Genomic DNA, 18,930 nt, shown 5'->3' with positions numbered 1-18,930 from the left:
CCTCTCTCCAATCCAGAGTCACACCGTGCCCGACCCGATGACGACCGCCTTTTCAGCCGCCCAAGCGGCGACCGCAGCCGGAGCCCGGCTGCGCGTCATGATCGTCGACGACGCCATCGTGGTGCGCGGCCTGTTCGCGCGCTGGATCGAGGCCGAGCCGGATCTGGAGCTGATCGCGTCGCTGCGCAACGGCCGCGAGGCGGTCGATGCCATCGATCGCGTCAAGCCCGACGTCGTCGTGCTCGACGTCGACATGCCCGAACTCGACGGCATCTCCGCGCTGCCGCAGCTGCTGAGCAAGCGTCCCGGCGTCACCGTGATCATGGCCTCGACGCTGACTCGGCGGAACGCCGAGATCAGCCTGCGCGCACTGGCGCTCGGCGCCACCGACTACATCACCAAGCCGTCGAGCCAGAACGAGATCAACGCGGCGACGGATTTCCATCGCGACCTGATCGAGAAGATCCGCTGTCTCGGCCGCCGCGCGCACAAGCCGGTCGCCGCGCCGCCGGCGCCGCCCGCCGAGCCGATGACGCATATCCTGGCGCCGCCGCTGGTGCCGCAGGTCGTGCCGGCGGCCAAGCCCCTGCATTACGCGCAGCAGCACGGCCCGATCACGCTGCGGCCGATGCCGCTGACGGCGCCGCGCGCCATCCTGATCGGCGCCTCGACCGGCGGGCCGCAGGCGCTGAACAAGGTGCTGACCAACATCGACAACGTCATCGCGCAGGCGCCGGTGCTCATCACCCAGCACATGCCGCCGACCTTCACCGCGATCCTGTCCGAACACCTGTCGCGCCTGACCCGGCGTCCGGTGCACGAGGCGGTGCATGGCGAGGAGATCGTCGCCGGCAGCATCTACATGGCCCCCGGCGGCCGCCACATGAGCGTGACGCAGAGCAACGGCGCGCCGGTGATCGAGATCAGCAACGGCGCTCCGATTAATTTCTGCAAGCCGGCGGTCGATCCGCTGTTCACCAGCGCGGCGCAGGTCTGGGGAGCGCGGGCGCTCGCCGTGGTGCTCACCGGCATGGGTCACGACGGACTCGCCGGCGCGCACGACATCATCAATGCCGGCGGCCACGTCATTGCGCAGGACGAGGCGACCAGCGTGGTCTGGGGCATGCCGGGGCAGGTGGCGCTGGCCGGCCTGTGTTCGGCAGTGCTGCCGATCGACGACATCGGCCCGAAGCTGTCCCGCCTGTTTGCCGGGGACCGCGCATGACCCCGGACGATTTCGACTTCCTACGCAAGATGCTGCGTGAGCGCTCCGGCCTCGTGCTTGCGGCCGAAAAGCAGTACCTCGCCGAGAGCCGGCTGTTGCCGGTGGCGCGCAAATACAACATCGCTTCGCTCGGCGATCTGGTGCAGCAGCTTCGGGTCATGCCGAATTCGCCGCTCGCGGTTGCGACCGTCGAGGCGATGACGACCAACGAGACCTTCTTCTTCCGTGACAAGCTGCCGTACGATCATTTCCGGGACACCATTCTGCCGGCGCTGGTCGCCGCGCACGATCGCGACAAACGCATCCGCATCTGGTGCGCAGCCGCCTCGACCGGGCAGGAGCCTTATTCGCTGGCGCTGATCATCCGGGAGCTGGCGCAGAAGGAGCCGGCGCTCGCCGCGTATCGTTTCGACATTCTCGCCACCGATCTGTCCGGCGATGTGCTCGAGCGCGCCCGCAGCGGCATCTACAGCCAGTTCGAGGTGCAGCGCGGCCTGCCGATCCAGCTCCTGCTCAAGTATTTCTCGCAGGTTGGCGAGACCTGGCAGATCGCGCCGGAAATCCGCGCCATGGTGCAGTTCCGCACGCTCAACCTGCTCAACGATTTTTCGCCGCTCGGCCGCTTCGACGTCGTGTTCTGCCGCAACGTGCTGATCTATTTCGACCAGCCGACCAAGATCCAGGTTCTGAACCGCATCGCGCGGCAGATCGCGGAGGACGGCTACCTCGCGCTCGGCGCCGCCGAGACGGTGGTCGGCCTGACCGACGCCTTCAGGCCGCTGACCGAGAAGCGTGGGCTCTATGTGCCGAACCCGGCGGCGCGCGACCTCGAGCCGTTGGCGATGGCCGGCGGCGCGCGGCGGGGGATGTAGAGGCCTTTACGTTACCTCCCCTGGACGGAGTGTCCGAGAAGGTCGCTTCCGTCATTGAGAGGCCGTTGCGGGATCTCTCATTGGCCCCACCCCTTTTTCATCGAGTGTAACGCCCCAGCGACGGTAGCATGGCGCGCCGTTCGCTGCGCATGGCCGCGTGCAAAATAGCTATGGCACATTACTAACATATGTAGTGTAATTTCAAAGAGGCCGGAGGCCGGACCGGCCGCGTCAGCATCCGCGCGCGTCGAGTGACGCCGCGCGCCCAACGAGGAATGCCCCCATGAAAGTTTCTGGCCTGGTCATCGCCGCCGTCGCGGCCGCGCTCACAATTCCTTCGGCGCAGGCGCTGGAAAAGGTGAAGGTCGCCACCACCAGCCTCGGCCTCTGGGACACGTCGCAGCCGGCCTTCTGTCAGGAGCGCGGCGAATTCGCCAAAGCCGGGCTCGATGTCGAGGTTTCATCGACCCGCGGTGGTTCCGAAAACGTGCAGGCCGTGGTCGCCGGCGGCCTCGATATCGGCTTCTCGCCCGGGATCGACGCCGTGATCGCCGCCTATGCGCATGGCCACAAGCTCAAGATCGTGTCGTCGGAAGGCATCGGCCAAGACGAAAACTTCTTCTATGTGCCGGCGGCGAGCCCGATCAAGTCCATGGCCGATCTCAACGGCAAAACCGTCGCTTTCTCGCGTCCGGGCGGCGCTACCGAAGCCGTGCTGCTCGACTTCAAGAACGAGCACAAACTCGACATCAGGCCGAAGGCGACCGGCGCGATGGATGCCACCTTCACCATGGTGATGACCGGACAGATCGACGTCGGCTATGCGTTCCCGCCGTCGATGCTCGACCAGGTGGCCGCCGGCAAGATCAGGGTGCTGTTCACCGGGGCCGATGTGGCCAAGCTCAAGGAGGTGTCCGGCCGCGTCATCATCGCGCGCGGCGACTATCTCAAGCAGCATCGCGATACGGTGCGCAAATTCCTTGAAGTGCTCGACCGCTGCATCGATTGGTCCTACGCCCATCCCACGGATGCAGCGGCGATGTATGGCAAGATGAACAAAGTGAGTCCCGATGTGGCGGAGAAGGGCATCGCGTTCTATCCGCGCGAGGCGCTGCGCTTCGGTCCCTTGCTCAGCCTCGACTACGTCATGCAGCGTGCCACCAGCGCCAAGTTCATCGACAAGCCGTTGTCGGATGAGCAGGTCAAGGATCTGGTCGATATTGTCTATACGACGCCGAAGTCGTAACCGCCCAAACCGCAAGGCCGACGCCGCTAGCGCTTCTTCTTGCGCTTCGTCTTGCTTCTGGCCGCAGCGTCCTTGATCTCCACCCATACCGGGGCGTGGTCGCTCGGCTCCTTCTTGCCGCGCACGGCGCGATCGACGCCGGCGTCCTTCAGGCGCGGCGCCAGCGAGGGTGACAACAACAGGTGATCGATGCGCAAGCCCGCATTGCGTTGCCAACTGTTCCGCCAGTAATGCCAGAACGTGTAGATGCGCTCGTCGGGATTGAGTTCGCGCAGCGCGTCGGTCCAGCCCTGCTTGACCAGACGCGCATAGGCGGCGCGGCTTTCCGGCTGCACCAGCGCGTCATTGTCCCATGACCTGGTCGGGTAGATATCGACCTCGGTCGGCGCCACATTGTAATCGCCGGCGATGATCACCGGCGCGCCGGACTTGAGCAGCTTGCGCGCGTGCGCGTGGAGGCGCTTGAACCAGGCCAGCTTGTAATCGAATTTCGGCCCGGGCTGCGGATTGCCGTTCGGCAGATAAATGCAGGCGATGAGGACGCCGTCGACCGCCGCCTCGATGTAGCGGCTTTGCGCGTCGGTCTTGTCGCCGGGCAGTTCGTCACGCGTCAGCACCGGCTCGGGCCCGCGGGACAGGATGGCGACGCCGTTCCAGGTGCGCTCGCCCTTCCACACCGCCTTGTAGCCGGCCTTGGCCAGCGCCGCGGCCGGGAAGGCGCCCTGTTCGCATTTGAGCTCCTGCAGGCAGACAACGTCAGGCTTGGCCGACTTCAGCCAGGCGGTGAGGTTGGGCAGGTGCCGGTTGACGTTGTTGATGTTGAAGGTGGCGATCTTCATGGCGGGTGCGGACGTGATCATTGCCCCGGCGGGAGGACGGGCGTGTTGTCCGCTGGCGGATTACGCTTGAGATCGGCGATCAAGGTCTTCATCTCGCCGATCTCGCGCACCTGCGCCTCGATTATGCCGTCAGCCAGCTTGCGCACGCGCGGATCGCGGATGTGGGCGCGCCGGCTGGTCATGATAGCGATGGAGTGATGCGGTACCATCGCCGTCATATAGCTGACGTCGCCGACGGTCGCCTGGCTGCGTACCAGCGCCAGCGATACGACGAACACGACGGCGCTGCCGCCGATGATGGCGGCGTTGATGCGCGGGTTCGGATACATCGACCACATAAACACGATCATGATGATGGCCATGCCAGCGCCCATCAGCACCGCCATCCACGTCCGCGTCTGGCTGAACATGACGTGGTCGAACTCGTAAGTATTCAGGTACATCATGCCGAACATCACCACGGTCGAGACCGCGATCATCAGGCAGAAGCGCATATAAGACATGTTCGGCCTCGATTAACGCGGCTTGGAATCGAGATCCACGGTATCGCCGTCGCCGTGGACCTTGTCGCGGCGGGCTTCGTTGGTCTTGGACGCGTCCTTGACCATGGCTTTCTGGGTGTCGCGTTCCTCGTCCTTACGCGGCTCTTTGGGAAATTGGGTTTGCTTCATGGCGGCCGTCTCCGTCCCCTGCGTTGTTGGTGCAGGTCTAATGAAGGGGCGGGGGCTAAGGTTCCTTCCGTTACCTCTGCGCCGGAACAGCCGAATTGTTGCGCCATTCACGCGCCTGTGACGGTCAAAGAAGGCCCGGCCCGTGGATTGAAGCAAAGCGTCAACACATTTGCGGGAAAACGGGAATCGGACCGTATGGAAGTGGAGCGGGGCGTGAGTCTGTCGGAATTCGGATGGCTGAAAAGTTCCGCGCGCTGGACCTACCTCGTGTTGTCCGGCGCCTTCGGCCTCGCGGTGCTGGCGCCGCAGCCGGCCGCGGCGGATTTCTTCGGCGATCCGCTGGGCTTCTTCAGTCCGCCGCCGCCCATGGTCATGCCTGACGAGATGCCGCCGGTGCGGCGCCGCGCCCCGCATTCCACCAAATACGACAAGGATGCCAAAAAATTCGGCAAGCCAGCCGGACCGATCGCCATCGTCGTGTCGATCGCCAAGCAGCGCGTGACTTTGTTCGCCGACGGCAAGGAGATCGCCGCCGCCCCGGTCTCGACCGGCGTCGCCGGCCACGAGACGCCGCTGGGCGTCTTCGCCATCATCGCCAAGGCGCGCTACCACGAGTCCAACATCTACAGCAGCGCGCCGATGCCCTATATGGAGCGCATCACCTGGTCCGGCATCGCGCTGCATGAAGGACCGTTGCCGGGGCACGCCGCCTCGCATGGCTGCATCCGCATGCCGGGCAGCTTCGCCTCGAGCCTGTTCGGTTTCACGAAACTGGGCGCGCGCGTCGTCGTCACGCGCGATCCGGTGGCGCCGGTGGCGTTTTCCAGCCCGCAGCTGTTCGTGCCCAAAAAACCGGAAAAGCAGCCCGACGAGGTGCCCGTCGCCACCGGGTCGGTTGCGGTGACGCCGGTCGTGCTGGCGCAGGCGCAAACGAACGCCGCCGCGCCGAGCATCGGTGTCAATCCGGCGACCGCGCCTGACGCGGCGCGAGAACCGAAGGTCGAGAAGAAGGCCGAGACCGCCAGGCGCAAGGGACCGGTATCGGTATTCGTCAGCCGCAAGACCGGGCGGCTCTATGTACGCCAGGATTTCCAGCCGCTGTTTGACGTGCCGGTCAGCGTCGCCGAGCCCGACAAGCCGTGGGGCACACACATCTTCACGGCGATGGAGATCAAGGACGATCAGGTGCGCTGGACCGCGCTAAGCATTCCGAGCGGCTTCGTGCCGAAGGCGGAGTCGAAGGGCAAGCGCGCCGCGAAGCTGTCCGCCCGCGAGACCGAGCGCCGCGCCAAGCTCGCCGCCGATCTTGCCAATGCCCCAAGCCCCGATGTCGCGCTCGAACGTTTCGAGATGCCGAAGGAAGCGGTCGACCGCATCGGCGAACTGCTTACGCCCGGCTCGTCGCTGATCGTGTCGGACAACGGCCTGAGCGACGAGACCGGGCTCGGCACGGATTTCGTGGTCGCAACGCCGTAGGGCAGCCGGCAGGCAGTCCTCGCGGCTATCGGGCCGGCGCCATGGCCACCACGGCGCAGACGCTCAGCAATTCGAACACGTAACCGGCGCCGCCGGCGCGGGGATCGAGGCGCAGCGTGCTGCCGTTGCGCTCGGCGAGCTCGCGCGCGATGGCAATGCCGAAACCATGATCCGCCACCGCTCCGCCGTCCCGCCGCCGAAACAGCGCGGCGCGAACCGGGCCCGGCAGTCCGGGGCCATCGTCGCTGATATGGATCGCGACGCTCGAGCCGCTGCGTCGGATGTCGATGCGGACCTCGCCGATTGCGCCGCCGCAACGGGCAACACCGATGGCGTTGTGCACGAGGTTGAAGATGATCCGGAAGATGTCGTCCGGTTCGGCTAGCACGACGCATTGCGCCTCGGGCGGCGTCAGGATGCGAAAGCCCGCCGGCGCGGTCGGCGCCAGTGTGGCGGCGATCTCGCGAATGACCTTGATCAGATCGAAGCCGCGGCGTTGCGCGCCGCGGTCGGCACGCCGGCCGGCGGCGAGCGAGGCCGAGCACATCGCGGCGGCGCGTGCGAGCACCGCCTGCGCGGCACTGGCGGCCTTGCGTCCCTCCGGCCCGGCCAGCCGCTCGAGGGTTTCCAGGTGCAGCGTGCTCACGGCCAACGCATTGCGGATGTCGTGGGCAATATCGTGCGACCAGCCGGGCGCCGGCGGCGCGTTCGGGCTGGCGTTGACGGCGGCGAGCGTCAGGCGGGTCATGGCGGCACCGGGTATCGGACAGCGGGCAGGGCGGACTATCGCGCCGCCCGTGCCGGTACGGCCAATGCCGGCCGGCTATGGTTTCCATAGGCAGGCGGTATAAAAGGGAACCGGGCGGCGCAGCGTTTTTCTGGCCTGGGCGACGAGCCCGGGCGGGCGGCGGGTTTTTCGATGGAAATGCACCAAGTTCGCTACTTCCTGGCAGTCGCCAAGGTGCTCAACTTCACCCAGGCCGCCAGCGACTGCAATGTCGCCCAGCCGTCGCTGAGCCGGGCGATCAAGGGGCTCGAGGACGAACTCGGCGGCGCGCTGTTTGTTCGCGAGCGCGCGCTCACCCATCTCACCGATCTCGGCCGCATGATGCTGCCGCTGCTGACGCAGTGCCACGACAGCGCCGTCGCCGCCAAGTCGCTGGCGGCTTCCCACAAGAAGGGCGCCACGGCGCCGCTGCGGCTGGCGCTGTCACACACCGTCAATCTGGCGCTGCTGGTGCCGGCGCTGACCGAACTCGCCAAGGCGTTTCCCGGCCTCGAACTGCAGTTCTTCCGCGGCGACGGCCCAGCCATCGCCGACCGTCTCAAGAGCGGCGGCTCCGAACTCGCGGTCGCCGGTCCCCTCGGCGAAACCTGGGAGCGGCTCGATGCCTGGCCGCTGTTCGACGAGGGCTACGAACTGGTCGTCGGCAAGACGCATCCGCTGGCCATGCGAAACCGCGTCAGCCTCGCCGAAATGGCGGACGCGCGGCTGATCTCGCGGCCCTATTGCGAGCAGGCCGACGAACTCGACGCCGTGTTGCGGACCGCCGGCATCGAACAGAAGACCGGCGATCACATCCTGTCGGACCAGGACATGCTCAGCCTGCTCGAGGCCAATGTCGGCATCGCGCTGATGCCGGAATCGGCGCGCGGCCATGCCGCACTGCGCGGCGTGGCGGTGGACGGCATCCGGCTGCGGCGCTCGGTGTCGCTCTACGCCGTGGCGGGGCGCAGCCGCTCGGCGGCGGCGAACGGGCTGATGAAATTGTTGCGCGCCGCCGACTGGACGACCTTGCTGCCGGTGGCACGGCCGGCTCCGTCCGCGTGAACGGTCAGAGCTTCGCCAAGGCGTCGAGGATAGCGGCCGGCTCCATGCGCTGACGGAAATCGACATCGACCTGCCGCGCCTTCACGATGCCGTCGCGTCCGACGATGAACTTGGCGGCGATCGGCAGGAAGAAGCCGGCGTGGCCCTGAAAGCGCTCGAGGTCGAGACCGAGCTGGTCGTAGAGTTGTTTGACTTCCTCGCCGACCCAATAGACCAGGCCGAGCGTCAGCGCGTAGCCAAGATCGACATCGCTGAGAACGGGGAACGGCAACGCACTGCTCGCGATCGCCTGTTTGGTGAAGCGCGCCGTCTCCGGCATGATCGACACGACCTGCGCGCCGAGCCGGCGAATGTCCGGCGTGATGGCCGCCAGCGCGCGCACGTCGAGCTTGCAGTACGGGCACCAATGGCCGCGGTTGATGCTGACGACGAGCGGGCCGTCGTCGAGGAAGCGCTCGAGCGAAAGCAGTTCGCCGTTCTGGTTCGACAGCAGGAAATCCGGCATCGGCTCGCCGACGGCCGGCCCGACCTGGCCGGTGTAGATCGCGCCGAGGTGCGCGACCAGCCGGTCGTAAGCGGCGGCGGCGGCCGGATTGAGCCGCCCGCTGTGCGCGCGATAAGCGATCAGCCGGTCGCGCAGGTCGCCCGGCATGGCGGAGACGAGCGCCAAAGCCTGCGCCGTCGTCTCCGGCAATGTGTCGCGTTCGTCCACGATCGATCTCGTCAGTCCGGCGCCGGCTGTCGTCGCCGCGGCCGCAATTGATACCACGGCGGCCGGCCCCGGACGGCTATCGAATTCATAGCATCTCGGCATTATCCGGCCGCGCTCCGGCACCCTAGGGTCCGCGCCGTCATCCACCGATGACGTCGCGACGGGTTCGCGATTTCCCCTCGATACAAGGACCAACATGATGTCGATCCTGACCAAGACCGTGATCGCGGCCGGCCTGGCGCTGTCGCTCGGCACCGCCGCTTACGCTTCCGACGCCAGCGAATGGGGCCTCGGCACCGGCCACGCCTACTACGTCGACATGACGGGCAAGGCGATGACCACCACGATGAAGGCGCCGTCGGCCGAACTGATGGCGCGCGCCCAGGAAGTGCCGCGCGGCACCGTGTTCTTCATGCACGACGGCAAGCTGATGATGCTGTTCGACCGCAGCATGGTCGGCCTGATGTCGCGCTGAGTCGGCGACAGACTGCGCGGTTCGACGCAAATCCCCGGTGCCCGCGCGCCGGGGATTTTGCGGTTGGTTTAGACTTGCGCCTCGTCGGGCATGATGCTCGCCTTGAGCCCGCCGAGCGGTGACCGCGCGAGCGTGAGCCGCCACCGGTAGGCGGCGAGGACATCCTGCACAATGGAAAGGCCGAGACCCGCACCGCCGCGCTCGTCGAGGCGAACGCCGCGCTGCAACACGCGCGGCCATTCGCTCTCGGCGATGCCCGCGCCATCATCCTCGACATCGATAACGGCATTGGCGCCGGCGTCCGCCGTGATCCGGACTTGTTCGCGGGCATGGCGGGCCGCGTTCTCGATCAGATTGCCAAGCACCTCGGCAAGGTCGGTCCGGTCGAAAGGCGCCAGCGCGCCGGCGGGAATGTCGACGGTGAATGACAAGTGCTGCGCGGCGGGGGTGCGCGCCACCGTCGCGACCAGCGAGCGCACCAACGGCGCGAGCGCGGTCGACACATCCGTGCGCGAGCGAGCGCGGCCGCGCACGCGCGCGCGCGCCAGTTCGCGATCGACGTGCCGGCTCATGGCATCGCCGATCGCCTCGATATCGTTGGCGACCGCTTCCTGACCGCTGGCGCGCAAGCGCACGACGTCTGCGGCGAGCGCCGCCAGCGGCGTCTTCAGACCGTGCGCCAGATCGGCGGCGCGTCCGCGCGAGCGTTCGATCTCGCCGGCTTGCGCTTCGAGGAGCGCGTTGACTTCCTCGACCAGCGGCTGGACCTCGGCCGGCACCGACGCCGGCAGATCGCGGCGCCGGCCGGCGCGGATATCGGCGACGCCGCGGCGCAAATTGTCGAGCGGGCGCAGACCGAGGCCGACCTGAATAGACGTCGCGGCCGCCAGGACGAGCCCGAGAACGCCGAGCGCCACGGCCAGATCCCGACCGAACGCCGTGGTGGCGGCGGTGACGCGGCCGAGATCGGTGGCAACGGCGATGCGCGCCGAGGATTTCGCGCCGCCGCCGGACAACACCACGCTGCGTTCGGCGACCAGAAGTCGCGAGCCGCCGGGACCGGGCACTTCGTGCAGATGCATGTCGCCACGGGCCAATTCGTCGGCCGGCAGCTTCAGCGTCATGTCCCATAGCGAACGTGAGCGCAGCAACTGGCCGCCGGCGCCGGCGACCTGCCAATAAAGCCCCGACAGCGGATCGGAAAAGCGCGGATCGGCGGGCGGCCGTGTAATGGTCAAAGCGCCTTGCGGATCGACATCGATGCCGGCGATGAGTTGCTTGAGATGAACCTCGAGATCGTCGGTCAGTGTGCGGGTGACGTGGCGCTGGAACAGCACGATCAAGCCGAAGCCGGCGATGCTCAAGGCGACAAGGATCGCGACGATGCCGCCGGCGATCAGCCGCAGCCGCAGCGAGCCGACCCTCATGGTGCCGATTCCTTTGGCCCCGGCTCCGGGACCAGGTAGCCGAAGCCGCGGCGGGTCTCGATCAGGCCGGCGCCGAGCTTCTTGCGGACCCGGCCGATCAGTACTTCGAGCGCGTTGGAATCGTGATCCTCATTAGGGCCGTAGATATTCTCGTCGAGCTCGTGCTGCGACACGACGCGTCCCTTGTGCCGCAACAGATACGCCACGACCCGATATTCGAGCGGCGACAACGTCACCGGCACGCCGCGCAGGCTCACCTTCATCTGGCGCTCGTCGAGCGTGATGTCACCGGCGCTGAGCACGGACGAGGCGTGACCGGCGGAACGGCGCACGATCGAGCGCAGCCGCGCCAGTAATTCCTCCATGCGGAACGGTTTCGGCAGGTAGTCGTCGGCGCCCGCGTCGATGCCATCGACGCGTTCGGCCCAACTGCCGCGTGCCGTCAGGATCAGTACCGGGATCTGCCGCCCGTTCGCGCGCCAGCGCTTGAGCACCGCGAGTCCATCCATGCCCGGCAGGCCGAGATCCAGGATGATCGCGCCATAGTCCTCGGTGTCGCCGCGAAACCAGGCGTCCTCTCCGTCGCGCGCACTCTCGACGACATAGCCGGCGGCGGTGAGGGCGCGCTCGATGTCGGCAGCGATGCGTTGGTCGTCCTCGACGAGCAGCAGGCGCATTACTTCTCCTTGATCCGCTCGATCGTGCCATTGCGGGCATCGATATAGACCTCGAACAAGCGGCCGCCGGCGTCGATGACGCGGAATTCGTAGATCCAGTGGCCGTCGTCGTGCTCGATCTCGACGCCGGCGATCGCGCCCGGCAGTTTGTCGCGTACGCCGGCGATGATGTCGGCGAGCGACCGGATCTCGCCGGCCTCGACGGCGCGGCGCACCTGGTCGCGTTGCCGGTCGTCGTGATCGCGCGCCTGCGCCAGCGGCACGGCGACAAGCAGCGCCGCGACGACGAAAGCCGCTGTCAGGACCGTGGCAGGGTACCGCAAACGCAATGTGGCGAGTCCTTTGGGAGACAAAGCACCATGCCCGACGCGACCTGACAATTGGCTGACATGGATCAACAGGCGTCCGTCAGCGGCCGAAGCGCAGGGTCCGGCTTGCCTGGGCCGAATCGCCGGCCCGCGCGGAAACAGGAGACGGACGATGCGGAAAACCATCATTTTCGGCGCACTGGCGGCTGTTATCGGGCTCGCGACGGTGGCCCAAGCCAGCAACGGCGAACGCGTTGCTGCGCCAGGAACAGGTCAGGTCACGCACGAACGCGCCGGCGAGCACGGCAAGCGGGATCGCCACCATTACGCGGAACGCCAGCACAAGCGCGACATGAGCGACACGCGCGACTTTGACGGCGACGGCCGCCGTGACAGCCGCCAGCACGGTGGCGATCGCGACTGAACGGAATTCGCAAACCTTTCATCTGAAGCGGGCCGGCAGGTGTTGCCGGCCCGTTTTCATATCGGGCAATTCTTCATGTCGAACCTGCCCGGTCCGATGCTGACAGCTCGCTGACATCGCGCAACAGGCGGCGGTCAGCGGCTCTCATGCAAGGTGGGCCCATCGTCGACCACATGGTGTGGTCCCGTCTAAACGGATGGAGATCCTGATGCGCAAGTTCGTCATTCTCACCACCGCCGCCGCGATCCTGAGCACTTCGGGCGCCGCTTACGCCGGCAGCCTGGGCCGGCCCTGCACCAATGCGCCGGAGAACCAGTGGCTGTCGATGCAGCAACTGCAGTCCAAGCTCGAGGCGCAAGGCTACAAGGTGCGCAAGGCCAAGCTCGCCAAGGCCTGCGGTGAATTCTACTCGATCGACAAGAACGGCAACCAGGTGGAGCTCTTCCTCGATCCCACCAACGGCCAGATCGTCGGCCAGAACTAAGGCACCGGGCCATGAGCGCAACCAATCAACTGGTGCAAGCCGGCGGCGCGACGCCGCCGGCGATGGTCAAAGTCTGGGACCCGCTGGTGCGGGTGTTTCACTGGTCGCTGGCGACGCTGTTTCTCGTCGCTTATGCGACCGGCGACGACATCGAGAAGGTCCATATAGCGGCCGGTTATACGATCGCCGGCCTGGTGGCCTTCCGCGTGATCTGGGGTCTCATCGGACCACAGCATGCGCGGTTCTCGAACTTCCTGCGCTCGCCGGCGGCGACGTTTGTCTATCTGCGCGACGTCGCGATGTTCAGGGCGCCGCGCTATATCGGCCACAATCCGGCGGGCGGCGCGATGATCGTGGCGTTGCTCATCATGATCACTGGGAGCTGCATCACTGGCTACATGATGACGACCGACGCCTATTGGGGCTCCAAGGCCCTCGAGGAGGTGCACGAGGCCTTCGCCAACCTCACCATCGGCCTGGTCGCCTTCCATGTGCTCGGCGTGCTGATCGCCAGCTTCGAGCACCGGGAGAACCTCGTCAAAGCGATGTTCACCGGCCGCAAGCGGGCCAAGTGACGCGGACAGCGAACCGCCCGCGCGATCGCCAAACAAAAACCCCGCCATCGCTGGCGGGGTTTTTTATGTCGCCCTCTTGAGGGGGAAGGCTTAAGCGGGGATCCGCTCGTCGGCTTCCGTCGGCTCGCGCAGCACATAGCCGCGGCCCCAGACGGTCTCGATGTAGTTCTTGCCGTCCGACGCATTCGCGAGCTTCTTGCGCAGCTTGCAGATGAAGACGTCGATGATCTTGAGTTCCGGCTCGTCCATGCCGCCGTAGAGATGGTTGAGGAACATCTCCTTGGTGAGCGTTGTCCCTTTGCGCAGGGAGAGCAGCTCGAGCATCTGGTATTCCTTGCCCGTGAGGTGCACGCGCTGGCCGGTGACTTCGACGGTCTTGGTGTCGAGGTTGACCACCAGGTCGCCGGTGTTGATGACCGACTGGGCGTGGCCCTTTGACCGACGGACGATGGCGTGGATGCGGGCGATCAGCTCGTCCTTGTGGAACGGCTTGGTCATGTAGTCGTCGGCGCCGAAGCCGAGACCCTTCACCTTGTCTTCGATGCCGGCGAGGCCGGACAGGATGAGGATCGGCGTCTTGACCTTGGACACCCGGAGCGATCGCAGCACCTCGAAGCCCGACATGTCGGGGAGGTTCAGGTCGAGCAGGATAATGTCGTAATCGTAGAGCTTGCCGAGGTCGACGCCTTCCTCACCCAGGTCGGTGGTATAGACGTTGAAACTCTCGGATTTCAGCATCAGCTCAATGGATTGAGCGGTCGCGCTGTCATCTTCTATGAGTAGAACGCGCATTGTAGTCCCCTATCTCGCCGCTTCCGGGCTATGGGTCAGCGCCGCTTGGGCGGCGAGCTCTTGAAAAAAACGCGGTGGGACAAACCGATTCGACACTATTCGGACATGGTTAACAAAACCTGATTCCGGCACGCAAGCGGAAGCTGGCGCCGACGCGCCGAATCGACCTAAAGTCTTGCTGCCGAGTGGTTTTTTAGCCACGACCCGTTTCATGCTCCGGTTCATCTGTCGGTTCGAGCCGACACTGACGATGGCGCCCGTGTCGCATTTCGCTGGGCGAATCGTCGCAAAAAGTCCCAAGGTTCGTCCGGGTGGACGATGACCCAATGATTAACGACCCGGGTAAACACGGAGTTAATACGTGGGGTTCTCCGGTAAGCCTAAGGGCAGGTTTACGGCGTTTTTGGCGCGCTGCTCCGGCGGGTTCCAACTGCCCAAAAGGTGAAGAGGGCGCTGGACGGGTCATTCCGGGGCCCGAAGGGCCGGATCGGAATCCGGAAAGGGCCCTCATGCATCTTGATTCCGGGTTCGCTCACTCGTTCGCGCCGTGGAATGACCGAGGATTGGGATGAAAGCTCTCGCTGAACAGATCGGCGATATCGACGGCGTTGAGATCTACGGCCGCGTCGTCGGCGTGCGCGGCCTGATGGTCGAAGTGGCCGGGCCGCTTTACGCCATGTCGGTCGGCTCGCGGCTGACCATCGAGGGCGGCAACGGCCCGGTGCCGTGCGAGATCGTCGGCTTCTCCGGCAAACTGGCGCTGGCGATGCCGTTTGCGCCGCTCGAAGGCGTGCGCCGCGGCTGCCGGGCGCTGGTGTCGTCCTCGGCGATGACCGTGCGGCCGTCGGACGCCTGGCTTGGCCGCGTCGTCAATGCCTTGGGCGAGCCGATCGACGGCAAGGGCCCGCTGCGCGCGGGCGCAGCGCCTTATCCGTTCCGCAACGCGCCGCCGGCGGCGCACTCGCGCAACCGGGTTGGCGCGCCGCTCGATCTCGGCGTTCGCGTGCTCAACACGTTTCTCACCGTTTGCCGCGGCCAGCGCATGGGTATCTTCGCCGGCTCCGGCGTCGGCAAGTCGGTGCTGCTGTCGATGCTGGCGAAGAACGTGTCGGCCGACGTGTCGGTCATTGGCCTGATCGGCGAACGCGGCCGCGAGGTGCAGGAGTTTCTGCAGGACGATCTCGGCGAGACCGGGCTCAAGCGCTCGGTGGTCGTGGTATCGACCTCGGATGAACCGGCGCTGATGCGGCGGCAGGCGGCCTATCTCACGATGTCGATCGCCGAATATTTCCGCGACGAAGGCCAGGACGTCCTCGCCATGATGGACTCGGTGACGCGCTTTGCCATGGCGCAGCGCGAGATCGGTCTGTCGGCCGGCGAGCCGCCGACCGCCAAGGGCTACACGCCGACGGTGTTCACCGAGCTGCCGCGACTCCTCGAGCGCGCCGGTCCCGGCACCAACGACCAGGGCACCATCACCGGCATCTTCACGGTGCTGGTGGACGGCGACGATCACAATGAGCCAGTGGCCGACGCGGTGCGCGGCATTCTCGACGGCCACATCGTCATGGAGCGAGCGATCGCCGAGCGCGGGCGCTATCCGGCCATCAATGTCCTCAAGTCGGTGTCGCGCACCATGCCGCGTTCGGCCGATCCGAATTTTCTGCCGGTGATCAAGCGGGCGCGCTCGGTGATGGCGACCTATTCCGACATGGAAGAGCTGATCCGGCTCGGCGCCTACCGGCCCGGCTCGTCGGCCGATGTCGATGAGGCGATCGGGCTGCACAAGCCGCTCGAGGCCTTTCTGACCCAGGGCAAGGACGACGCCACCAGCCTCATCGAGGGCTATCAGATGCTCGAACAGATCGTCGGGCGGCCTGCGGCTGGCTGAAAAGGCCGATTTAGCCGGGATGCATTGCAAATGATCGATTCTGGAAACCGAAAACTAACGATATTGGCCCAGAGTCCCTCTACTGACGGTCCGGGGCGTTCCGGACAGGCGGCGCGTATGGCCGGCTTTGGAGCGCCGATCGGGGCTTCGGGGGAGTATTGAGTCGATGAAGTCACGCGAAACCCTTATCCGCCTGAAGAAGTTTCAGGTCGACGAGAAGCGGCGCAAGGTCGCGCAGATCGAGGCGATGATGGCCGAGTTCGACCGGATTGCCGGAGAACTCGACCGCGAAATCCGTCTCGAGCAGGACCGCGCCGGTATCCACGATCCCGGTCATTTCGCCTATCCGACCTATGCCAAGGCGGCGATGACTCGCCGCGAGAACCTCAAGCGCTCGGCCGAGGAGCTCAAAGGTCAGCTCGACGACGCCAAGGCGGCACTCGGCGAAGCCTTCGAGGAGCTCAAGAAAGTCGAGATGCTCGACGAGCGCGACAAGGAACGCGACCGCGCCGAGCAGAATGCGCGCGAGCAGCAGGAACTCGACCGCATCGCCACCATGCGCTTTACCGCCGGCGGCGCGCACGCATAACCATTTCGGCAGACGGCATCACGTCTCGTAAGCGGCGCCCCGACGAGGGCGCCGTTTTCTTATCGGCATGCGCGAGGTGACGGCCGAACTATCGCCAACGCGTTTTAATTCTCTGCGGATACAACCTTTAATTGTCTCGGAAGCGATTGTGCGCTACCTTTACGCGATACAATTTCTAGTTGTCGCGGGAATTGAAATGCGAGCGCACATCCTCGCTATCGTCGTCGTCTCCGGGGTCGTCATTGTATCGCTTGCCGCCAGCCGTGCCGTGACCGAGCACCTGCTGGCGGGGACGGCACCGACGGCGCCAAGCCACGCCAGCGAGGCCGGCCTGGCTCCGGATAAATAAGCTGCACAGCTTATATTATTGATTGCCGCTCCCGGCCGCCTTAGGCTGTGGCCAACCGATGACGCGCGCGTTTCGTTGCGCCGCGCCACCACAGCCGGGAGGAATTCGATGTCCGCGCAAGCCAGCCAAGCTGCGAGCCCAGCCGCCACTCAGCACCGGCCGCCATTCCGCGCCGATCACGTCGGCAGTTTGCTGCGGCCGGTCTATCTCAAGGAAGCACGCGAGCAGGCCGAACGCGGTGAGATGACCAGAGAGCAGTTGCGCGCCGTCGAGGACCGCGCCATCCGCGAGGTGGTGAAACTGCAGGAAGAGGTCGGCCTGCAATCGGTCACCGATGGCGAATTCCGCCGCGCCTTCTGGCACGTCGATTTCCTGTCAGGCTTCGATGGCATCAAATGGACGCACGGCAACTACGCGGTCAACTTCAAGGGCGAGGGCGGCGTCACCGCGCAGACCTCGTCGATGCTGGTGGTCGCCGGCAAGGTGAAGCGCAGCCGGCCGATCATGGTCGACCATTTCGCCTATCTGAAGTCGGTGACGAGCCGCACGCCGAAGTTCTGCATTCCGTCGCCGACCTACATGCACATGCGCGGCGGCCGCAAGGTCGTGGACAAGACTGCCTATCCGGACATGGCCGAGTTCTGGGCCGATGTCGTCGGCGCCTACCGCGCCGAGATCGCCGATCTGCGCGCTGCCGGCTGCGACTATCTGCAGCTCGACGACGTGTCATTCGCGACGATGTGCGATCCGACAATCCGCAGCCAGGTGGCGCAGGATGGCGAGGATCCGGCCTCGCTGGCGGTGCTGTACACCGACATCGTCAACGCGATCACCAAGGGCCGCGAGCCATCGCATGCCGTGACCATGCACACCTGCCGCGGCAATGCCACGAGCATGTGGATGGCGGAAGGCGGCTACGATCCGGTGGCGGAAGTTCTGTTCAACCGCGCCGACGTCGATGGCTTCTTCCTCGAATACGACACCGAGCGCGCCGGCGGATTCGAGCCGCTGCGCTTCGTGCCGAAGGGCAGGAAGATCGTGCTGGGTCTGGTCAGCAGCAAGACGCCGGAACTGGAAACCAAGGACGGCCTCAAGCGCCGCATCGACGAGGCGACGAAATATGTCCGCCTCGAGGATCTCTGCCTCAGCCCGCAATGCGGCTTTGCCTCCAGCCATCACGGCAACAAGATCACCGAGGAGATCGAACGGCACAAACTGGCGCTGGTGGTCGAGGTGGCGAACGAGGTCTGGGGCGGCCGATGACGACGAAACGTGGCGTCGCGCCGGCATCGAAGCCGGCGCGGCGCACGCAGGAGGAACGCCGCCGCGCCACGCAGGATGCCATCCTGCACGCGGCCATCGATCTGCTGGTCGATGAGGGCTATGCCCGCTTCTCCACCATCGCCGTGGCCAAGCGCGCCAAGGTGTCGCGCGGCGCGCGCGAGAACTATTTTCCGTCGAAATACGATCTGATCGCGGCGGCCTGGCGCGCCGCGCTGATCCGGGCGCAGGAACACGCGCGCGAACTGGCGCGCGGCCTCGACGGCAGTTCCACCATCGACCGCTTCCTCAGCGACTCGGAGTCGTTTTTCCTGAGCCGCGTCTATCTGGCGCTGCTCGAACTGCAGATGGCTGCGCGCACCGACAGAACGCTGTCGAAAATATTTCACGACCTCTACGACGAGTATCGCCAGAGCCATGACGACATCTGGATCGATGCGCTGGTGAAGGAGGGCTACGCCGGCAACCGCGTGCGGGCTTTCGTGCGGGCGACACAATATCTGCTTCGCGGCATGGCGCTGACCTCGGTGTGGCAGGTGCCACAGGCCGACTTCCACGCGGCGTTGCGCGAATGGCGCGACCTGGCACCGCATTTTCTGTCGAAAGACGAAGCGGATGGCGGCCGCGGCCGCTGATTGCGGCCAATCGGCGGCGGAACCGCGGCGCTCCGTGCCGGCCACCGTCATGGCCGGGCCTTTTTCCATGACCAAGTTGTAACTACCTAAATTCCAGGACGCGTGGCACGCAACGCCAACGCGTTTTGTGCGTTATCGGCGTTGGAACGAG

At 65.8% G+C, this 18,930-nt stretch carries 23 protein-coding genes; 14 read left to right on the top strand and 9 right to left on the bottom strand.

What is annotated here, in order from left to right; all coding sequences use genetic code 11:
• Nucleotides 1-37: 37 nt before the first annotated feature.
• From ASD45_RS14770 to ASD45_RS14760, 3 genes are all read left to right on the top strand, one after another.
• Entirely contained in the window at nucleotides 38-1,225 is a 1,188-nt protein-coding gene (locus ASD45_RS14770) for a chemotaxis response regulator protein-glutamate methylesterase (RefSeq protein ID WP_056912176.1), read from the top strand.
• The gene (locus ASD45_RS14765) at nucleotides 1,222-2,097 is read left to right on the top strand and encodes a protein-glutamate O-methyltransferase CheR (protein WP_056912175.1); all 876 of its coding nucleotides are present in this window, start codon (nucleotides 1,222-1,224) and stop codon (nucleotides 2,095-2,097) included. Before ASD45_RS14770 ends, ASD45_RS14765 begins: the two co-directional genes overlap by 4 nt.
• Before the next feature lie 283 nt (nucleotides 2,098-2,380).
• Nucleotides 2,381-3,343, top strand: a complete 963-nt coding sequence (locus tag ASD45_RS14760; RefSeq protein ID WP_056912174.1) for an ABC transporter substrate-binding protein — start codon at nucleotides 2,381-2,383, stop codon at nucleotides 3,341-3,343.
• A gap of 26 nt (nucleotides 3,344-3,369) precedes the next feature.
• Here ASD45_RS14760 and xth read toward each other — a convergent pair whose 3' ends face one another.
• The 3 genes from xth to ASD45_RS23810 are packed head-to-tail and all read right to left on the bottom strand — an operon-like array spanning nucleotide 3,370 to nucleotide 4,853.
• Nucleotides 3,370-4,182 carry an exodeoxyribonuclease III gene (gene xth, locus ASD45_RS14755; protein WP_056912173.1) on the bottom strand — a complete coding sequence of 271 codons (813 nt, stop codon included), beginning with the start codon at nucleotides 4,180-4,182 and terminating at the stop codon, nucleotides 3,370-3,372.
• Nucleotides 4,183-4,199: 17 nt separating this feature from the next.
• On the bottom strand, nucleotides 4,200-4,685 hold the full coding sequence (locus tag ASD45_RS14750; RefSeq protein WP_056912172.1) for a DUF305 domain-containing protein: 486 nt from the start codon (nucleotides 4,683-4,685) through the stop codon (nucleotides 4,200-4,202).
• Nucleotides 4,686-4,697: 12 nt separating this feature from the next.
• On the bottom strand, nucleotides 4,698-4,853 hold the full coding sequence (locus tag ASD45_RS23810) for a hypothetical protein (protein WP_164488359.1): 156 nt from the start codon (nucleotides 4,851-4,853) through the stop codon (nucleotides 4,698-4,700).
• 213 nt (nucleotides 4,854-5,066) lie between these two features.
• Here ASD45_RS23810 and ASD45_RS14745 point away from each other — a divergent pair, with 213 nt between their 5' ends.
• The gene (locus tag ASD45_RS14745) at nucleotides 5,067-6,329 is read left to right on the top strand and encodes a L,D-transpeptidase (RefSeq protein WP_162249433.1); all 1,263 of its coding nucleotides are present in this window, start codon (nucleotides 5,067-5,069) and stop codon (nucleotides 6,327-6,329) included.
• A gap of 25 nt (nucleotides 6,330-6,354) precedes the next feature.
• Here ASD45_RS14745 and ASD45_RS14740 read toward each other — a convergent pair whose 3' ends face one another.
• Nucleotides 6,355-7,077, bottom strand: coding sequence for a HAMP domain-containing sensor histidine kinase (locus ASD45_RS14740; protein WP_056912170.1), 723 nt, complete (start codon nucleotides 7,075-7,077; stop codon nucleotides 6,355-6,357).
• A 171-nt stretch (nucleotides 7,078-7,248) separates the two neighbouring features.
• Here ASD45_RS14740 and ASD45_RS14735 point away from each other — a divergent pair, with 171 nt between their 5' ends.
• On the top strand, nucleotides 7,249-8,160 hold the full coding sequence (locus ASD45_RS14735; RefSeq protein WP_056912169.1) for a LysR family transcriptional regulator: 912 nt from the start codon (nucleotides 7,249-7,251) through the stop codon (nucleotides 8,158-8,160).
• 4 nt (nucleotides 8,161-8,164) lie between these two features.
• Here the strand turns inward: ASD45_RS14735 and ASD45_RS14730 are convergent, their stop codons facing one another.
• Complete coding sequence (locus tag ASD45_RS14730; RefSeq protein WP_162249432.1) at nucleotides 8,165-8,872, bottom strand: peroxiredoxin-like family protein; 708 nt, start codon at nucleotides 8,870-8,872, stop codon at nucleotides 8,165-8,167.
• Nucleotides 8,873-9,071: 199 nt separating this feature from the next.
• Here ASD45_RS14730 and ASD45_RS23550 point away from each other — a divergent pair, with 199 nt between their 5' ends.
• Nucleotides 9,072-9,347: a hypothetical protein gene (locus ASD45_RS23550; RefSeq protein WP_156380863.1), complete on the top strand. Its 276-nt coding sequence runs from the start codon at nucleotides 9,072-9,074 to the stop codon at nucleotides 9,345-9,347.
• Between the two features lie 68 nt (nucleotides 9,348-9,415).
• On the opposite strand, the gene ASD45_RS14720 is transcribed toward ASD45_RS23550, so the two are convergent.
• Genes ASD45_RS14720 through ASD45_RS14710 form a run of 3 tightly spaced genes read right to left on the bottom strand, consistent with a single transcriptional unit; the run spans nucleotide 9,416 to nucleotide 11,780 of the window.
• Complete coding sequence (locus ASD45_RS14720; RefSeq protein ID WP_056912167.1) at nucleotides 9,416-10,774, bottom strand: sensor histidine kinase; 1,359 nt, start codon at nucleotides 10,772-10,774, stop codon at nucleotides 9,416-9,418.
• A complete protein-coding gene (locus ASD45_RS14715) occupies nucleotides 10,771-11,451 on the bottom strand; it encodes a response regulator transcription factor (RefSeq protein ID WP_056912166.1) in 681 nt (226 codons plus the stop codon). The genes ASD45_RS14720 and ASD45_RS14715 overlap by 4 nt, the downstream gene beginning before the upstream one ends.
• Complete coding sequence (locus tag ASD45_RS14710) at nucleotides 11,451-11,780, bottom strand: PepSY domain-containing protein (protein ID WP_056912165.1); 330 nt, start codon at nucleotides 11,778-11,780, stop codon at nucleotides 11,451-11,453. The genes ASD45_RS14715 and ASD45_RS14710 overlap by 1 nt, the downstream gene beginning before the upstream one ends.
• 151 nt (nucleotides 11,781-11,931) lie before the next feature.
• Between ASD45_RS14710 and ASD45_RS14705 the strand changes: the two genes are divergently transcribed.
• From ASD45_RS14705 to ASD45_RS14695, 3 genes are all read left to right on the top strand, one after another.
• A complete protein-coding gene (locus ASD45_RS14705) occupies nucleotides 11,932-12,183 on the top strand; it encodes a hypothetical protein (RefSeq protein ID WP_056912164.1) in 252 nt (83 codons plus the stop codon).
• A gap of 208 nt (nucleotides 12,184-12,391) precedes the next feature.
• Nucleotides 12,392-12,667, top strand: a complete 276-nt coding sequence (locus tag ASD45_RS14700; RefSeq protein ID WP_056912800.1) for a PepSY domain-containing protein — start codon at nucleotides 12,392-12,394, stop codon at nucleotides 12,665-12,667.
• 11 nt (nucleotides 12,668-12,678) lie between these two features.
• Complete coding sequence (locus ASD45_RS14695; RefSeq protein ID WP_056912163.1) at nucleotides 12,679-13,242, top strand: cytochrome b/b6 domain-containing protein; 564 nt, start codon at nucleotides 12,679-12,681, stop codon at nucleotides 13,240-13,242.
• A gap of 90 nt (nucleotides 13,243-13,332) precedes the next feature.
• Here ASD45_RS14695 and ASD45_RS14690 read toward each other — a convergent pair whose 3' ends face one another.
• The gene (locus tag ASD45_RS14690) at nucleotides 13,333-14,034 is read right to left on the bottom strand and encodes a response regulator transcription factor CtrA (RefSeq protein ID WP_056912162.1); all 702 of its coding nucleotides are present in this window, start codon (nucleotides 14,032-14,034) and stop codon (nucleotides 13,333-13,335) included.
• A gap of 568 nt (nucleotides 14,035-14,602) precedes the next feature.
• On the opposite strand from ASD45_RS14690, the gene fliI reads away from it, so the two are divergent.
• From fliI to ASD45_RS14670, 5 genes are all read left to right on the top strand, one after another.
• On the top strand, nucleotides 14,603-15,925 hold the full coding sequence (fliI, locus tag ASD45_RS14685; RefSeq protein ID WP_056912161.1) for a flagellar protein export ATPase FliI: 1,323 nt from the start codon (nucleotides 14,603-14,605) through the stop codon (nucleotides 15,923-15,925).
• A gap of 166 nt (nucleotides 15,926-16,091) precedes the next feature.
• Nucleotides 16,092-16,514 (top strand): flagellar export protein FliJ, encoded by a 423-nt coding sequence (fliJ, locus tag ASD45_RS14680; protein WP_056912160.1) that lies wholly within the window; start codon nucleotides 16,092-16,094, stop codon nucleotides 16,512-16,514.
• A 196-nt stretch (nucleotides 16,515-16,710) separates the two neighbouring features.
• Nucleotides 16,711-16,863, top strand: a complete 153-nt coding sequence (locus ASD45_RS23545) for a hypothetical protein (protein ID WP_156380862.1) — start codon at nucleotides 16,711-16,713, stop codon at nucleotides 16,861-16,863.
• A 108-nt stretch (nucleotides 16,864-16,971) separates the two neighbouring features.
• Nucleotides 16,972-18,126: a 5-methyltetrahydropteroyltriglutamate--homocysteine S-methyltransferase gene (locus ASD45_RS14675; protein WP_056912159.1), complete on the top strand. Its 1,155-nt coding sequence runs from the start codon at nucleotides 16,972-16,974 to the stop codon at nucleotides 18,124-18,126.
• A complete protein-coding gene (locus tag ASD45_RS14670; RefSeq protein WP_056912158.1) occupies nucleotides 18,123-18,779 on the top strand; it encodes a TetR/AcrR family transcriptional regulator in 657 nt (218 codons plus the stop codon). Before ASD45_RS14675 ends, ASD45_RS14670 begins: the two co-directional genes overlap by 4 nt.
• The last annotated feature ends 151 nt before the right edge of the window (nucleotides 18,780-18,930 follow it).

Origin of the sequence: Pseudolabrys sp. Root1462, assembly GCF_001426945.1 — a bacterium.
In the GTDB taxonomy this organism is placed as follows: Bacteria; Pseudomonadota; Alphaproteobacteria; order Rhizobiales; family Xanthobacteraceae; genus Pseudolabrys.
This window is presented reverse-complemented; position numbering and strand designations above follow the sequence as displayed.

Coding starts and splice junctions, on each gene's coding strand:
- fliJ (WP_056912160.1), top strand. CDS start 16,092: ATGAAGTCACGCGAAACCCTTATCCGCCTGAAGAAGTTTCAGGTCGAC.
- ASD45_RS14765 (WP_056912175.1), top strand. CDS start 1,222: ATGACCCCGGACGATTTCGACTTCCTACGCAAGATGCTGCGTGAGCGC.
- ASD45_RS14760 (WP_056912174.1), top strand. CDS start 2,381: ATGAAAGTTTCTGGCCTGGTCATCGCCGCCGTCGCGGCCGCGCTCACA.
- ASD45_RS14695 (WP_056912163.1), top strand. CDS start 12,679: ATGAGCGCAACCAATCAACTGGTGCAAGCCGGCGGCGCGACGCCGCCG.
- ASD45_RS14740 (WP_056912170.1), bottom strand. CDS start 7,077: ATGACCCGCCTGACGCTCGCCGCCGTCAACGCCAGCCCGAACGCGCCG.
- ASD45_RS14700 (WP_056912800.1), top strand. CDS start 12,392: ATGCGCAAGTTCGTCATTCTCACCACCGCCGCCGCGATCCTGAGCACT.
- ASD45_RS14705 (WP_056912164.1), top strand. CDS start 11,932: ATGCGGAAAACCATCATTTTCGGCGCACTGGCGGCTGTTATCGGGCTC.
- ASD45_RS14720 (WP_056912167.1), bottom strand. CDS start 10,774: ATGAGGGTCGGCTCGCTGCGGCTGCGGCTGATCGCCGGCGGCATCGTC.
- ASD45_RS14715 (WP_056912166.1), bottom strand. CDS start 11,451: ATGCGCCTGCTGCTCGTCGAGGACGACCAACGCATCGCTGCCGACATC.
- ASD45_RS14675 (WP_056912159.1), top strand. CDS start 16,972: ATGTCCGCGCAAGCCAGCCAAGCTGCGAGCCCAGCCGCCACTCAGCAC.
- ASD45_RS14770 (WP_056912176.1), top strand. CDS start 38: ATGACGACCGCCTTTTCAGCCGCCCAAGCGGCGACCGCAGCCGGAGCC.
- ASD45_RS23810 (WP_164488359.1), bottom strand. CDS start 4,853: ATGAAGCAAACCCAATTTCCCAAAGAGCCGCGTAAGGACGAGGAACGC.
- ASD45_RS14750 (WP_056912172.1), bottom strand. CDS start 4,685: ATGTCTTATATGCGCTTCTGCCTGATGATCGCGGTCTCGACCGTGGTG.
- ASD45_RS14670 (WP_056912158.1), top strand. CDS start 18,123: ATGACGACGAAACGTGGCGTCGCGCCGGCATCGAAGCCGGCGCGGCGC.
- ASD45_RS23545 (WP_156380862.1), top strand. CDS start 16,711: ATGCGAGCGCACATCCTCGCTATCGTCGTCGTCTCCGGGGTCGTCATT.
- ASD45_RS14735 (WP_056912169.1), top strand. CDS start 7,249: ATGGAAATGCACCAAGTTCGCTACTTCCTGGCAGTCGCCAAGGTGCTC.
- ASD45_RS23550 (WP_156380863.1), top strand. CDS start 9,072: ATGTCGATCCTGACCAAGACCGTGATCGCGGCCGGCCTGGCGCTGTCG.
- xth (WP_056912173.1), bottom strand. CDS start 4,182: ATGAAGATCGCCACCTTCAACATCAACAACGTCAACCGGCACCTGCCC.
- fliI (WP_056912161.1), top strand. CDS start 14,603: ATGAAAGCTCTCGCTGAACAGATCGGCGATATCGACGGCGTTGAGATC.
- ASD45_RS14690 (WP_056912162.1), bottom strand. CDS start 14,034: ATGCGCGTTCTACTCATAGAAGATGACAGCGCGACCGCTCAATCCATT.